Source organism: Rhodocaloribacter litoris (assembly GCF_011682235.2).
Classification (GTDB): Bacteria; Bacteroidota; Rhodothermia; order Rhodothermales; family ISCAR-4553; genus Rhodocaloribacter; species Rhodocaloribacter litoris.
In genome coordinates this window covers 4,486,480-4,502,320 of sequence record NZ_CP076718.1, presented here as the reverse complement: position 1 = coordinate 4,502,320, position 15,841 = coordinate 4,486,480, and the positions used below count along the sequence as shown (strand labels likewise).

At 63.7% G+C, this 15,841-nt stretch carries 8 protein-coding genes and 2 tRNA genes; 2 read left to right on the top strand and 8 right to left on the bottom strand.

From position 1 onward, the window contains the following. Window positions 1-147: 147 nt before the first annotated feature. From GQ464_RS18660 to GQ464_RS18640, 5 genes are all read right to left on the bottom strand, one after another. Window positions 148-1,692, bottom strand: coding sequence for an SLC13 family permease (locus tag GQ464_RS18660; RefSeq protein WP_228350450.1), 1,545 nt, complete (start codon window positions 1,690-1,692; stop codon window positions 148-150). Window positions 1,693-1,757: 65 nt separating this feature from the next. Beyond that, window positions 1,758-4,406, bottom strand: coding sequence for an exo-rhamnogalacturonan lyase family protein (locus tag GQ464_RS18655; RefSeq protein WP_166977714.1), 2,649 nt, complete (start codon window positions 4,404-4,406; stop codon window positions 1,758-1,760). A gap of 251 nt (window positions 4,407-4,657) precedes the next feature. Beyond that, window positions 4,658-5,494, bottom strand: coding sequence for a PIG-L deacetylase family protein (locus GQ464_RS18650; RefSeq protein WP_166977712.1), 837 nt, complete (start codon window positions 5,492-5,494; stop codon window positions 4,658-4,660). 84 nt (window positions 5,495-5,578) lie between these two features. Beyond that, complete coding sequence (locus GQ464_RS18645) at window positions 5,579-6,901, bottom strand: RagB/SusD family nutrient uptake outer membrane protein (protein WP_166977710.1); 1,323 nt, start codon at window positions 6,899-6,901, stop codon at window positions 5,579-5,581. A 56-nt stretch (window positions 6,902-6,957) separates the two neighbouring features. After that, complete coding sequence (locus GQ464_RS18640; protein WP_166977708.1) at window positions 6,958-10,152, bottom strand: SusC/RagA family TonB-linked outer membrane protein; 3,195 nt, start codon at window positions 10,150-10,152, stop codon at window positions 6,958-6,960. A gap of 1,446 nt (window positions 10,153-11,598) precedes the next feature. On the opposite strand from GQ464_RS18640, the gene GQ464_RS18635 reads away from it, so the two are divergent. Together GQ464_RS18635 and GQ464_RS18630 are read left to right on the top strand one after the other, a co-directional pair. Then, a complete protein-coding gene (locus GQ464_RS18635) occupies window positions 11,599-12,870 on the top strand; it encodes a sugar MFS transporter (protein WP_166977706.1) in 1,272 nt (423 codons plus the stop codon). A 4-nt stretch (window positions 12,871-12,874) separates the two neighbouring features. Then, window positions 12,875-13,774 (top strand): ROK family protein, encoded by a 900-nt coding sequence (locus tag GQ464_RS18630; protein ID WP_166977704.1) that lies wholly within the window; start codon window positions 12,875-12,877, stop codon window positions 13,772-13,774. 61 nt (window positions 13,775-13,835) lie between these two features. On the opposite strand, the gene GQ464_RS18625 is transcribed toward GQ464_RS18630, so the two are convergent. The 3 genes from GQ464_RS18625 to GQ464_RS18615 form a co-directional block, all read right to left on the bottom strand. Further along, a complete protein-coding gene (locus GQ464_RS18625) occupies window positions 13,836-14,837 on the bottom strand; it encodes a LacI family DNA-binding transcriptional regulator (protein ID WP_166977701.1) in 1,002 nt (333 codons plus the stop codon). Between the two features lie 704 nt (window positions 14,838-15,541). Then, a tRNA-Asp gene (locus tag GQ464_RS18620) sits at window positions 15,542-15,616 on the bottom strand. Between the two features lie 73 nt (window positions 15,617-15,689). Continuing rightward, window positions 15,690-15,762: transfer RNA gene (locus GQ464_RS18615), tRNA-Phe, on the bottom strand. Window positions 15,763-15,841 lie beyond the last annotated feature (79 nt).

Here is a 15,841-nt window from a genome sequence, read left to right as displayed (position 1 = left end):
CGCAAGGGAGAAAAACGGTACGCCGGGGGGATACCGTTTGAATGATGTCGTCGCCAGGATCGGAGCGTGGTCGATACGATGGCCGGGAGGAAGCCGGTTTGTTTTTGCCGGCCCTGTTGAGGATGGTATGAAGCGTCTGGTCAGCCGTCATGTGAAAAAGCGGGTCTGGTGAAGATGCTGTGCCCCATGCTGGCTCACCTCCACACCAAAGACGAGGCCGACGAGGAGGTACGTGATGAGGGTGATCAGAATGATGAAGAGGAGGTTGAGCCACAGGCCAGTCTTCGACATCTCGCCGATCGTGACGTGGCCGGTGCCGTAGACAATGGCGTTCGGGGGGGTGGCCACGGGCAGCATGAAGGCACAGCTCGCCGCGAGCGCAGCGGGCACGGTGAACAGCAGGGGGTTCTGGTCCATGCCGAGTGCCACGGAGGCCAGGATCGGCAGGAAGGCGGCAGCGGTGGCGGTGTTGCTCGTGATCTCGGTCAGGAAAACGACCAGCGTTACGACGAGCAGCAGGACGGCCAGGGTTGGCCAGCCCGGCAGGCTGGCGATGCGTTCCCCCAGATAGGTGGCCAGTCCGGTATCACTGATTGCACCGGCGAGGCTCAGCCCGCCGCCGAAGAGGATCAACACGCCCCAGGGGAGGGCGCGGGCGGCCGGCCAGTCGAGCAGGAACGGCTTCTCGAGCGAGCCGGACGGCGCGAGGAACAGGGCTATGGCCGCCGTCATGGCGATACCGGCATCGGAGAGCATCGGCAGGGCATTCGCCAGGAGGGGGCGGGTCATCCAGAGCAGGGCTGTCAGTGCGAAGATGGCCGCTACGCGCTTTTCGGCGATGCTCATGGGGCCCAGCTCCTTCCACTCGCGCATGATGACGGCTTGCCCGCCCTCGAAGCTGCGGACACGGATCGGATAGAGGACACGGGTGAGCAGCAGGAACGCCAGCGGGATCGAGACGACCACGAGGGGGACGCCGATCATCATCCACCGGGCGAAGCCGATATCGATCCCGTAGGTCTCGGAGAAGAAGCCGGCCAGAAGAGCGTTGGGCGGCGTGCCTACGAGGGTGCCCATTCCGCCGATGTTGCACCCGTAGGCAATGACGAGCATGAGCACGAGCTCGAAGTTCGACCTGGTCCCGGCCAGGCCGATCACCCCCTGCCGTTTCATCAGGTCGATGATGGAGACCGCGATGGGCAGCATCATGAGCACCGTGGAGGTATTGCTCACCCACATGCTCAGGAACGCGGAGGCGATCATGAAGCCCAGCAGGATCGACGTGGGCCGGGTGCCGATTACCCGAATGATGGTCAGTGCGATGCGTCGATGCAGCCCCCATTCCTGCATGCCGATGGCAAGGATGAAGCCGCCCATGAAGAGGAAGATCACCGGGTTGGCGTAGGGGGCGGTGGCGTCGCCGATGCCGGTGATGCCCAGGTAGGGCAAGAGCACGATGGGCAGGAGGGCGGTCGCAGGGATGGGAAGCGCTTCGGTGATCCACCACACCGCCATGAGCAGGCCGACGGCTGCGGTGCGCCAGCCTTCGAGAGGCAATCCCTCGGGTGGCGGCAGCACGAGCATCACCACGAAGAGGGCCGGCCCGAGCAGAAGCCCGACCTGACGGGTCGTGCTCAGCGAGCCGAGCAGGGATTGCAGGTTGTCCTTATCGGTCTGTGTCTTTGCAGGCATGACACGAAAGCGGAGGACCCCACACGGGGACTACTGCCGGAAGCGGCCGTGTCTCAACGAAAATTCTACCGGCGGCGGCCGTTGGACATGATCACGCGGGCCGGCTCCGCGTGCTCGAGCCAGTATACCAGGTAGGGTACATTGTAGGCATGCGTCCAGCCGAACACCCGCAGGCCGTTGGTGATCTTCCAGATGGCGCCGCGGCGCGACTCGGACTCCGGCAGGTGGCTGACGCTTTCGAGGGCCTCTGCGAGTTCGCGCTGCGTCGCATAGGTCTCCGGCGCCTTCGGGAGCGGATCGGTCCGCAGCACCTGGGCCCGTTTGACGGCCTCCTCCAGGAGACTCGGTTCGCCTGAGAGCTCATAGCCGAGCAGCAGGCTGCTGATGGAGGAGAGGTAGGACTCCATCTCGTGGTTGAGCGGCGGCAGGTCGCGCACGTGGCGCGCGTGGCGGATCAGGGCCGTGCGGACACGCTCGTCACCCGTCATGCGGTAGTAGGCCCCCAGGCCCTGGGAGACGTACACCTGGGCATAGCCGTAGCGGTCGATTACCAGGCTGCCGCCTTGATCGGGGCTCTGCGCCAGGCGGAGCATACGGTCGACGCGGTCCTTCAACTCTTCGAAATAGCGCGGATCCTTCGTGGCGTCGTACACCTCGGCGAGGTTCCACACGGAGAGGTAGAGGCGACGGCCGGTGAGCCCGTGGTCGCCGAAGATGCGGCGCAGGTAGTAGCCCGCGGTCTCCTCGGCGACCTCGAGGCCGCGATGGTTGCCGGTAAGGTAGTAGGAGGCGATCCACCCGGGTACCCACACATGGGCGCTCAGCAGCGCCGTCCAGTGTTGCCGGGCATGCCGGCGTCCCATGCCCAGGTAAGGCGTTCCCGGAGGGTATTCTTGCACCTTGAAGAAGTCGAGTGCGTCGTTCGTGTCGCCCACGTACTCGGGGTAGGTGGGCCAGTGGATGTTGTCGACGTCCATGGTGTGGCGGCTCGTGGCCTCTGCGGTGAGGTAGTACTCCCGCTTTCCGGTTCGCATGAAGGCCATCCACCACATGAAGTCGGTGGCAGGCTCGTTGTTGGTGAAGAGGTGCCAGTCGTCGTTGAAGTAGTAGGTCTTGCCGTCGCCGTAGTCGATCAGGCCGTACCACGGTTCCCATGCCTGGTTGAAGCGCCACCAGGCGAGCTTGTAGTCGATGCCACGCTCAAACTCGGCGAAGTGCTCGGCGTAGGGCGCCATCCTGCCGTAGACGTTGCTGGCCGTGTACCACGCCGGATCGACGTGCGGGGCGGGGGGATCGAGGAAGTACTCCGCCACCCGGGTGAGCGCGGCGCGGTCGTCGGTCGCCTCGTGGAAGTGAAAGAAGAACTCGGTGGTCTTGGCGGTGCCTTCGGCGAAGTTGCCCATCATGCCGCCATCCAGTTCGAGCGAAGCCCGGGCGAAGTTCATCGGCTCGACGCGGGGCGACCAGATGTAGGCCTGTACGCGCTCGCCGGCGACGTCGAGGTTGATCTCCTTGGGGTATTCCTCGAAGAAGTGCCGGGTGCCGACGCTCACGCCGCGCCGTGCGTCGGAGACGTCCATCCAGCCGCCGGCCCGCGGGCCTTCGACCTCGGTGTGTCCGTCGGCGACGATACGGACGGCGAAGCCGTCGATGCGCTCGGTGGCGGTCGAGTTGGCCACCGGGGGCTTGCGGGTAACGTCCGGGCCGATCTGCAGGACGTAGAGTTCGCCGCGACCGCCGGCCTCGGTGCTGTAGTATTCCGTCTTTCCGGGCGCCCACCAGGTGCCGCCGTGGTAGGTCGTGAGATAGGTCAGGGCGTCGTCCAGGTGATAGTTGAGCTGGAGGCCGGCGCCCCGGATCCGGTCATTGGGTTCCAGGAAGCCGGTATCCTGCTGCGCCATCTCCTCGTCGAGGATGGGCCCGTTTCCCGTGGCGATGGCCGCGTGCTCGCCTTCCTGCGGGGTGTGCTTGTCCGGCACCCCGGTGTAGACGATCGTGTGGAGGACGCGCACGTAGGTCTTGCCCGCGTAGGCGTGGATGCGGGTGATGAAAGGGGCCTCGCGGTTGTCTTCCCGTCCGTAGCGGTAGACGCCCTCGACGCGGAGGATCGTGTGCAGGGGCCCGGATCCCTTCTCTTTGACGGTGCGGGTGACGACGGCGTGCGAGGAGTCCACCCCGGCGTCGTCGAGCAGGTCGAGGAAGGAGCCGCGGCCCGCGGGGCCGGTGGCGATCACATCGTCCTCTTCGAACCCGTCGCCCTCGAGGTCCAGCTCGACCGTTTTGAAGAAACCGTTGCCGCCGTTGTCGATCCGGAAGCGCAGGGGGCCGGTGTCGACCTCGGCGAAGCCGTACGACCGCTGGTTGTTGACCACGCGCAGCGTGGGCCCGGTGAGCGGGGCCCTGCGGACGTCCGGGCCGTACTCGAGCACGTAGTCTTCGCTGTCCTCGGCAAAGAAGAAGACCCAGATCCACTTGACGCTCGGGTCGACCGGCTCCCAGGTGGTCACCTCGGTGATCTGGGAAGGGATTTCCCGGCCGTCCGTGCTGAGGACCCGCACGTGGTCCGGCGAGTGCAGGGTGCCCTTCGGGAAGGGGACGCCGAGCGTGATCGGCGCGCCGGCGACGGCTTTCTCGACCCGTATGGGTACCCGTTCCGCGGCTTCGCAGTCCGCACCGAGAAAAGCGAGCGTGAGGAAAAGGAGGAGAATGCGCATGAGAGGGAGCTGTGGTGAAGGGGTGAATACCCCCGGCATGCCGGAAACCGTAGTGCTTCCGGCATGCCGGAGCGGTCTACCAGGGAGGGGAAGCCAGGCTGGATGCAACGAGTCACTTCCTCTGCGGAGGACGTGCGACTGCTTTCGTCACGGCCGGCGTTAGCCCCGTTGGCCGTAGCACGGGTTTCTTCCGGCTCGGGTGCTTGGGCGGTGACGAAACGATCTCCTGCATGGACCCTTCATCAACAACGCTAGCGGCCGATGCCGTCCGGGACGCCCTTGTAGTGCCGGAAGGCCTCTACCGGCTTGCCGTCCCGCATGCGGATGCGCCGTTGCAGGCGCTCTCTCACCAGCTGCTCCTGTTCCGGCGTGAGGGTCGGGCCCTCGTAGCGGTTCTGGCCGTGAGGCCCCCACTGGCTCACGTACTGCAGGCCGGCGTTGATCTTGGCGTCGACGTACCCGGTGATGTCGACCCACGTGTTTGCGTCGGCCGTGTCGAAGAAGAGATACTCCTCGACCTGATGCGCTTCCAGGTTGTGGTTGACGAGGTGGCCGGGGAAGAGGAGGGGCCACTCGGCGGCGCGGGCGGCGTCGGCGGCCAGGTAGGAGGCGGCGCGGTGGTCCGCCTTGTGCCACCGCTGGGCCCCCTTGCCGGGATCGAACGCCATGAGTACGTTCGGGCGGAGGCGGCGGATGTGGAAGACAATGCGCTCGATGATCTCTTCCCGGTCAGCGTATTCGACGCGCCCGTCGTCGTAGCCCAGGTTGATGTAATTCTCCTCCGGGATACCGAGCTGGGCGAGGGCATTGACTTCTTCCTGACGCCGGATCTTGGCCAGTTCGATGCGCGAGAGGTTGGGATCTTTGGTGCCGACGTTGCCGAGCGTGAGCAGCATCACGTGGACGTCGTTGCCGTTAGCGACGAGGCGGGCGAGCGTGCCGTGCGCCTGCGAGTCGTCGTCCGGGTGGGCGCCGATGAGCAGGATGGTCTTGCCGGTCCATTCTTCGACCGGTTGTTCCGGCTGGGCAGACACAACGAGTACGGGCAGCATCAGCAAGCCGAGGAGGAGGGAGGATTTCCGGTACATGGTGGTCTCCGAAGTGGGTTATCGGGGAGGGCAAGGAAATGGTGGCGGAGAGGGATTGCCTCCCCGCCACCCCCGGCGCATGCGTCAGAAACCGGGATTCTGGGTCATGACGTCCGGTGCGACGTCGATCTCGCGTTGCGGGATCGGAAAGAGGGGCCGGGCCTGCAGGCCCTGAGCGGCCATTCGGGATTCTGCGACGCCGAAGCGGAGCAGGTCGGGCCAGCGATGGTTTTCGAAGGCGAGTTCGACCTGCCGCTCGTGCAACAGCTTCTCTGTGAACGTGCCCGGGGTGGAGTCGTCGATCGGGGCGAGACCCGCCCGGGCCCGTACCTGGTTGATCAGGGCGTAGGCTTCGGGGCTCTCGCCCAGGGCCTCCGCCAGCATGAGCAGCACGTCCGCGTAGCGCAGCACGGGGAAGTTGTTGTCCGCGTCGAACTGGCTGAAGGGGTCGCTCGGGAACTTGGCGCAGAAACCTTCCTCTGTGATCGAGGCGGCCTTGCGGAGATCGCCTGCTTCGTAGGCGGCGATCAGGTCCGGGGTGGGGCGGTTCTGCGCGTCGAACGTATCCGTGAACGGGCTCCCTTCGCCGATGCCGCCGGCCTTGTATTGGACCTCGAAGATGGATTCGACGTTGTTCTCGTTCTGCGGTCCCCAGAGGTCGGCGTAGTTTTCTACGAGCTGGTAGTCGAACTCGTCGACGACGCGCCGCAGCACCTGAGCGGCGGTTCCCTTGTCGCCGGTCGTCAGGTACACCTTGCCGAGCAGGGTGAGAGCGGCTCCCTTCGTGGCGCGGCCTATGTCGGCACCCGAGTACGAGGCAGGCAGGCGCTCGGCGGCAGCCTGGAGGTCGGCGATGATCTGCTGGTAGATCCGGCTTGCCGGCACCTGCTCGAAGGGCTGGTTGGGCGAGCGTGTCTCCTCGAGCACGAGCGGAATGTTGCCGAAGAGGACGGCCAGGTTGTAGTAGAAGAGGGAGCGGAGGAAAAGGGCCTCACCGCGGATGCGCTCCTTTCTGGCGGCGTCCATCTCGACGTCGTCGAGGCGGGCCAGCAGGGTATTGGCCCGGTTGATTCCCTTGTAGGAGTCCGTCCAGGCATTGCCGACGAATTCGCTGGTAGGGATCTCCTGGAAGTCGTTGATTACGGCCAGTTCGCGGGCCAGCCCCGTGACGTCGGCGCCCTGGTCGGTGTTGTCGCTGCGCATCTCGAGCATGATCCAGTAGCTCTGGCTGTAGGTGCCCGCGAGCTGGAGCGCGTCGTAGACGCCGTTGAGGGCGACTTCCATGTCGGTGGGCTGGTCGTAATAGGTCTGCGCGTTGCGCTGGGACTCGGGGGCGAGCAGCGTAAAGTCATCGCCGCATGCGGTGAGCCCGAGTAAGCAGATCAGGCAAAGATAGGTCGTTCGCATGATATCGCGTGGTCTGTCCGATGGAGACGGTGATGGTGCTCGAAACGCACCCCCACTCAGAACGTCATGTTGAGGCCGACGGTGAAGGTCCGTGCCAGCGGGTAGGCACCGTAGTCCTCGCCCGGCGTCGTGTTGTTGCGCTGCAGGCTCACCTCCGGGTTGAAGCCGAGGTAGTCGGTCCACGTCTTCAGGTTGTTGCCGGAGACGTAGATCGTGGCGTTCTGCACGTGCCTGCCGAGCAGGGAGGGCGGGAGGGAGTAGGCCAGGCGCACCGTGCGCAGGCGGATGTAGGAGCCGTCCTCTACCTGGAAAGAGGAGGGACGGTTGTTATTGCCGTGCAGACCGGACTGCCGGTCGGCTCGGGGGACCTTGCCGTTGCCGGGCTCCTCGGGTGAGCGCCAGCGCTCGTTGAAGATGGCGTAGCTGTTGAAGTTGGCCTCGCCGTTCTTCAGGTGGCGTGCGGTCAGGTTCAGGACCTCGTTGCCCTGCACGCCGTGCAGGAAGATGCTCAGCTCCAGCCCCTTGTAACTGAACGTGTTCGTGATGCCGAAGGTATAGTCCGGCATGTAGTTGCCGATCACCGTCCGGTCGTCAGCGTCGATCACGCCGTCGCCGTTGATGTCCTTGAAGCGGAAGTCGCCCGGTGCGGGATCCGGCGCCAGCTTGTCCTCCGGTGCGGCGGCGATCTCCGCTTCCGACTGGTAGATGCCCTCCACCACGTAACCGTAGTAGCTGCCGATCGGGTCGCCGACGCGCGTGATGTGCCGCAGGCCGGCTGCGCCTACGCTCAGGATCGGATCGCCGCTGGGGCCCAGCTTGAGCACCTCGTTGTAGTTCGTCGAGAAATTCAGGTCGGTCGACCACGAGAAGTCACCCACCAGGTTGCGCGAGGTCAGCGAGAATTCGAAGCCCCGGTTGAGTACTTCTCCGATGTTGGTGAGCGCCGCGGTGAAACCGAGCGCCGACGGCACGTTCACATTGAGGAGCAGGTCCTTCGTGATGCTCCGGTACCAGTCGAGCGTGAAGTAGATGCGGTCCTGCAGGAAGGCTGCGTCCAGGCCGGCGTTGAGCATGTTTGTCCGCTCCCAGCTCAGGTCTTCGTTGCCGAGCGTGAGCGGAGCCACACCGTTGACGAGGTTGTCGTTGAAAACGTACCCGTTCTGCTCGAGCAGGCTGACCGAGCCGTAGTTCGGGATGAGGAAGTTGCCCGTGCTGCCGTAGCTCACGCGCAGCTTCAGGTTGTTGATGTAGTCGAACCGGTCCATGAACGGTTCCTCCGAGAGCCGCCATCCGACCGAGACGGAGGGGAAGATGCCCGTCTGGTTGCCCGGTCCGAAGCGGGAGGAACGGTCGGCACGGACGGTCGCGGTGAGCAGGTAGCGCTCGAGGTAGTCATAGTTGACGCGGGCCAGCCACGACTGGAGTGACCACGCCTCGCGGAGGCTGAAGCCGCCGGTGACCTGGCCGCCGTTGACCGTCTTGATTTCATCGTCCGAGTAGTTCTGGGCGATGACCTCGTTCATCTCGATCGTCTCTTTCTGGGCGGTATAGCCGACGACGGCCGAGACGTTGTGATGATTGCCGAAGCTGCGGTCGAACGAGAGCGTGTTTTCGACGATCCAGTTGACGCTGTTGGACGAAGAGGACTGGCCATAGGGCTCCGGCTCGGGGTCGGTCCGGTACAGCAAGGCGAAGCCGCGGTAGAAGGAGCGGCTGTAGTCGATCAGGTCGGCGCCGAACATCGTCTTGAAGCGCAGCCCGTCGATGAGTTCGTACTGGCCGTAGAGGCTCCCGATCGTGCGGTGCATGCCCAGTTCTTCTTCGACGGCCTCCATAATGGCGAGCGGGTTGCTTGCCGAGGTGGTACCGCCGCCCAGGTAGGATTGCCCGTCGAGCTGGTTCGGTGTGCCGTCGGCGTTGTAGGGCTTGATGACGGGCGAGTGGACCAGGGCCGAGTAGACGATACCCGGCGGCCGGGCAAAGTACGGTGCCGAGGCCGGAAGGCGATCCTGCTTGCTGAAGGCCGCATTCAGCCGGGCGCCCACCTCGAGCCGGCTGGTGACGTTCGCCACCAGGTTTCCACGCAACGTGTAGCGGTTGAAGCCAGAGCCTTCGATGATGCCCTCCTGCGTGAGATAGCCCCCGGAGAGGTAGTAGCCCATGTTGGAGGTGCCGCCGGTGATCGAGAGGCTCGTGCTTGCAATCGGCGCACGCGAGAAGACCAGGTCGAGCCAGTCCGTATCCGTACCATCCCAGTTGACGTATTGCTCGGGGATGAGCACAAAGTCGTCGTCTTCGGGGCGCCCTTCGTTGGTTCGCGGATTGGGCGGTGGTGCGCCGTACTTCTGGATGTAGTTGTTGTTGCGCGCGTCCAGGGTGAATTCGATGAGCTCCTCGGCATTCATCAGATCCGGTTTGTTCGAGACTTCCTGAATGCCGACGTAGCTGTTGAAGCGGACGACCGGCTGGCCGTCGCGTCGCCCGGAGCGCGTGGTGATGAGCACGACGCCGTTGGAGCCGCGCGAGCCGTAGATGGCGGCCGCCGAAGCGTCTTTGAGCACCTCGATCGACTCGATGTCGCCCGGGTTCAGCATGGCGAGGGGGTTCCCCGGCGGCGGCCGGAACGAGGCTCGCCGGCGGGACACGGTTCCCTGCACATTCAGGTCGTTCGAGATGGGTACGCCGTCGATCACGTACAGCGGGTCGCTGCCGGCCGTGATGGTGCCCGTGCCGCGAACCCGCACGTTGGGGGCGGCGCCGGGCTCACCCGTCGGTTCCTGCACGACCACGCCGGCAAGACGGCCCTGGACCGCATTCTCAAAGCTGGCCACCGGCAGATCCTGCACCTCGGCAGCGCGGATCGAGGTGATGGCACCGGTCACCTTGCTCCGCTGCTGGGTGCCGTAGCCGACGACGACCACCTCGCCGAGTGCCGCCACATCGGGGTCCAGGGCGACGTCGATAACGGAGCGGCCGTCGATTGCTACCTTCAGGGTACGGAAGCCAATGAAGGAGAAGACGAGCGTGTCAGCGTTGGCGGGGACGATGAGCGCGTAGCGTCCATCGAGGTCAGTTGCCGTGCCGATGGTCGTATTCTGCACGAAGACGTTCACGCCGACCAGCGGCTGGTTCGTCTCACTTTCGATCACCGTACCGGTGATCTGCCGCGTATCCTGGGCCCGTGCATTCGACGGTGCCAGCAGGAGGGCCAGTGCGAGAAGCAGGCCGGAGACCGTAGCAGCTCTAAACATGGTTCTGAGGTGTTGTTGATAGGGCGTGTGGTGTGTGGCTCGGGGCCACGGCGTTCGTCTCTCCTCGACCTTCTCGCACGGAAGGATACCCGGTCTGGGGTGTTTCCAGCGGCGATCGTCCGATTGCCCGGCGCGGAGCGCCTTTCCCCGTGGACGGTGCCGCTATGCCGGCAAAAAGGTCCGTCTTTCTCGGCAGAGCGCGTATGCAACCGGTTTCATTGCGAACGGAACGAGATCTTCGCTTTGCAACCGGTTTCATCGCGACAGCAGCCAGTATTTTCCCTGATGCAACCGGTTTCATTGACAACGACGTCGTATCGGCAAATGAAACCGGTTGCATTCCGGGCCATGACCAACACCTCCCGCGGCAACACCCACGAGAGGCGCCGCCAACATAGCGAGGCTTTAAAAAATAGTCAAGTCGTAACGAATCTTAGGGGAAAAGGAGGGGGCGGAAGAGGCTGGAAAACACCGAGACACAGCGTTGTAATCAAAGGATATAGAATGGGTCGACACCGTGGAAGGCGTCGTTGCCGGGAGCAATGGGCTGCATCCTTCACGGGTACGCCCCATGGCCCGCCGGAGAGCCCGGGTTGACGGGACACGTGTAACACGACCTGTGCGGCCAAACGCGTCCTACACGGTTGGTTCGGTTAGTCAGGGGCAGCCATGCCCTCAATAGCAAGGACCTCCGCTATACGTTGACTTTCAAAAGTCTTTATCCTAGGTTATCAGGGATTGCCCTCCACATAGCGGGCTGCCTCCCCGAGCAGCCTCTCCTCTCCATCTTTCTCTGGTCGAGCGCGACCCTACGTCGCGGCCCGGGTGGTTTTCGGTGCCTGCACACGGTACCGGAAACCATTCGTGTACACTAACCGAACCAGAGATGCTCACGAAACTGCCCCTCCTGTTGTCCAGGGCAACCTGGCGGCTGCATCGTGCCGTTGCTCGTTGCAGCCATAGGGATCTGCCTATCCGGTCGTATCCGAACGCCCGGGCTGCCAGTACCGGATATCCCAGCCGCGCAGCTTTGCTGCCCCGCATAGCCGGGTGCTTTGCTTACGGGCATGCGCATGCCCCTCCGTACCCGTCACACCTCTTCTCCGTTCTTCGGTCAATCGCGAGAGTGTGCTATGGCCAGGGCATCCGCTGTGGAGCCGGCGGACGATCGGGTGAAGCCGGAACACTTGCCGGGCCCGGCGCGCTGACCGGTGACCCGAACCATTTGGCATGGACCGGGAGGCGGCATCCCGCGCTGCCGCCCTAGGCGCAGCCATTGTCGGTGTGGTTGTGTACGTAGGCCTCTGTCCCGCCGTGCGCCGGTGTATCGAACGCCGCGGCGCGAGACGGGCGGCCAGGTTCCTACAACAGGTCCCGGGAAGTTGGTTTACGTGCCTTTGCAGCGGCTATCCCCTTTTCCCCTGTTTTCCCTTCCCAGGAGGTATTATGCAGCGTAACCTGTTTATCGTCGGTCTCATCCTGCTGATCTTCTTCGTGATTTCGTTTCTGACGAACATCATCGGGCCGCTCGTCCCGGAGATCATCGAAGACTTCGATCTCAGCCTGACACTGGTGGCCGTCTTGCCCTTCGCTTTTTTCATCGCCTACGGGGTGATGTCCATTCCCTCCGGCCTGCTCGTGGAGCGGATCGGTGAGAAAAAGACGATGGTCGGTGCTTTCGGCGTGGCCTTCGTCGGTGCCCTCGTGTTTGCCCTCTTTCCCAACTACCTTGTCGCCGTCGTCTCGCTCTTTCTGATTGGCTCGGGTATGGCGGCGCTCCAGGTGGCCATCAATCCGCTGTTGCGGGCGGCGGGAGGAGAGGAGCACTTTGCCTTCAATTCCGTGCTCGGTCAGCTCTTTTTTGGTCTGGCCTCTTTCCTGAGCCCGCTCGTCTACTCGTATCTCGTGCTCAACCTGGCCGATCCGGTGGCGTCCTCCGGTGGCATTCTGGGGTTCCTCTCGGACATCGTGCCGTCGGAGCTTCCCTGGATCTCACTCTACTGGATCTTTGCGCTGGTGTCGGCAGTGATGGTGGTCATCATCGCCGGCTCACGCTTCCCGGCGGTAGAGCGCAAGGTCGACGAGCAGGTCGGTGCCCTGGCCACGCACCTCAAGCTGCTCAAGAATCCGATCGTGGTGCTCTACTTCCTGGCGATCTTTGCCTATGTAGGCACCGAACAGGGTGTCGCCAACTGGATCTCCGAATTCCTGTCATCCTACCACGGCTACGACCCACAGACGGTTGGTGCCCGTACCGTGTCGTTCTTCTGGGGTGCCATGACGGCCGGCACCCTGCTCGGACTGCTCATGCTGAAGTTCATCGACAGTCGCCGGGTACTGATCTGGTTCACGCTCGGGGCCATTGTTGCCCTGACGGCCGGACTCTTCGGCTCGGGGGCCATGGCGCTCGTGGCCTTCCCGGCGGTCGGGTTCTTCGCCTCGGTCATGTGGTCGATCGTCTTCTCGCTGGCACTCAACTCCATGGATCAGCATCACGGGTCCTTTTCGGGCATTCTCGTTACGGGCATCGTCGGGGGTGCCGTCGTGCCGCTCATCGTTGGATGGCTGGGCGATCTTGCCGGTCTTCGCTACGGCATGATCTTTCTGTACGCCACGCTCGGGTACATCCTGAGCGTCGGGTTCTGGGCGAAGCCGCTCGTGACGAATAAGACGATCGACCTTTCCAGGAAGAAGATCACCAGAAAAGCCAATCTCTGAGTACATGGGAGCTAGAAATAGTAGTCGCAATACGCCCCCCCGGCTCGTCGGCATCGACCTGGGGGCGACGAACGTACGCGCCGGTCTGGTAGCGGATGGGCGCGTCGTCGAGCATGCCGCGACGACGATCGTCGCCGGCGGGTCCGTTTCGCAGGTATTGGATCAGATCTTCGGCATCGTCGACCGGCTCGATCTGACGGACGTGACGAGCTTCGGCATCGGCGTGCCGAGCGTTGTAGACACGAAGAAGGGCATCGTCTATGAGGTGCAGAACATCCCCTCATGGAAAGAGGTCCCGCTCAAGGCCATCATGGAGGCGCGTTACGATCTCCCGGTGTTCGTCAACAACGACGCAAACTGCTTCGCACTCGGCGAGCAGCGTTTCGGAAAGGGACGTGGTTGTAGCAGTGTGATCGGGCTCATCCTGGGCACGGGCTTCGCCGGCGGCATCGTAATCGATGGAAAACTCTACGAAGGCGTGAACTGTGGGGCCGGGGAATTCGGGATGATTCCGTACCTCGACGGCATTTACGAGGATTACTGCAGCGGGCAGTTCTTTCTGAAGCGCTACGGGCGAAGTGGTGCACAGATGTACGAAGACGCCCTGGCGGGCGACCGGCAGGCGCTTGCAGCCTTCTCGGAGTTCGGCAACCACCTGGGGCAGGCCATCAAGACGGTCCTCTTCGCCTATAGTCCGGAGGTGATCGTCTTGGGCGGTTCCATCCGGAAAGCCTTCTCGTTTTTCGAAGCAGACATGCGCTCCGCGCTGGCGTCGTTCGCCTACCAGAGCTCGCTGCAGCAGATCAGGATCGAGGTTTCGGCCAATGATCACATCGCCATTCTCGGCGCCGCCGCGCTGGGACTCGACGCGGAGCGAGCTTCCCATGTCGAGACGTGGCGATAGTTGTGTCCGGGGGTGTCACGTGCCGGGGGAGTGCGTGCTTTGGGCGCGTGGAGGGTTCGGGTCAGTTTCCTGCGGTGCTGGCTCGGATCACCAGTTCGGCCGGTAGCTCGATCGTCTCGGGCGTCCGGTGGTCCCAGGTGTCGAGGAGTTCGATCAGGCGATAGACTGCCTGCGCTCCCATGTCGCGTACGGGCACGCGGACGGAAGAAAGGGGGGGGATGGCCAGGCGGGCGCTCATCACGTCGTCGAACCCGATGATTGCCACGTCGTCCGGCACCGAGAGGCCCGCCTCCCGTATCGCCCGGAGGGCGCCGATGGCCATGTGGTCGTCGAACGCAAAGATGGCGGTGGGGCGACGGTCGAGCTTCAGGAATTCCACGCCGGCCCTGTAGCCGCTCTCCTGGGTAAAGGTGCCGGTGAATTCGAACGTGGGCTCGGGTGTGATGCCGGCTTCGCGAAACGCGTCGTAGCATCCCTGCAGGCGTTCACGGGTCTCGAAGTTCTGTTCTTCACTCTTGATCAGAGCGATCTGCCGGTGACCCAGGTCGATCAGGTGTTTGACAGCAAGGTAGGCGCCCCGGCGGTTGGCGATCCGGAAGCAATCGAACGGTTCGTCGTCTATGGCGGACTGCAGGAACACCACCGGAAGATCTTCCGGCAGCAGGTGCGACAGCGTCGCCACGTCGTGATGCGGGGAGTTGATCAACAGCCCGTCGACCATGCCGTGCATGGTCTGGAGCGCGCCCACGACGTCCTCGAGCCGGTTGTTCGTGCTTGAGATGAGCAGCTTGTACCCGGCCTGCGAGGCGGCCTCGTCGGTGCCGCGGATGAGTTCCAGATAGAATTCCTCGCGCGGCTTGGGCAGGATGAGACCCAGCACCTCCGTTTTCTGGAGTGTCAGGTTCCGGGCGGTGGCGTTCGGGACGTACCGCATCTTGGCGGCGATGCGGAGGACGTGCTCCCGCGTCTCGGGTTTGACGAGGGGACTGTTATTGAAGGCGCGTGACACCGTGCTCGGTGAGACTCCGGCGGCACGTGCCACGTCGCGAATCGTAACGGGCATGGCCAATAGCCTCTCGACTTTGTCCATTTGAACGCAAACCGGAAAGTCGTGGTCGGCTGATCCTCGCTCGCCAGAGTGATGATGGGGTGCCGGTCAAACCTCCCGAATTTACTGCTCTCATGATAGCTTTTCGTCCGCTGTTCTCCAAGCCTGTTTTCCGGCACGCTCAGGTGCTCCCCGCCGGGTCGATCGGGTGCCGGGGTTCGTCCATTGCCAGGAAGAATGTGGTTGCACCCGCTAGAGGTTAAGTCGCCCCGACGGTTCGTCGTGCACGTGCATCCGGCCTGCCGCGGCCGATCCCGGGGCGTGCTGGCTGCTGTTGCTTCGAGTCCGTGGTCGCCTTGAACCGGCGGCAACGCCTCGCCCGCAGCCCGGGTGAGCGGATAGCTCAGCGGGAGGCGGCTTGTGATCAGGCTGATGGGGGGGGGCCTCGTTAATGGGAGGCGCCGGTCTTTGCCTGAATGACCGGGCTCACCTCCGCACCCGCACCGCCGGCGCTGTGGCGTGCGGCTGCACAACCGCGGCACTTATGCGCGCGCATGCACATCCAGGGGGGAGGCCGCCCGACCCGCGCAAAAAAGGCCGCCCTGGCTTTTGCCGGGACGGCCTTGAAAAGTGCGGGTCGGTGCACACAACGTGCACGACCGGCGTCTTTGTCGTTCTCGTAACGTACGCGTTTTGCAGCGCTTACGAGGAGCACGGAGCGGTCCGGACGGGACTCGAACCCGCGACCTCCGGCGTGACAGGCCGGCGTTCTAACCAAACTGAACTACCGGACCGTGCTTTTGAACAGGCCCGCAAGATACGCAGGCCCTGAAGCGGATGCAATGAACGAATTTTGAGATTTTGGTGTGGTCAGGGAGGGAATCGAACCCCCGACACCAGGATTTTCAGTCCTGTGCTCTACCAACTGAGCTACCTGACCCGGAAGGGCGGCCAATATACTGTGGGACCTGTTGCTCTGTCAACAAACGTTCTATGGCTTCGCCGGTTTCACGACGAGT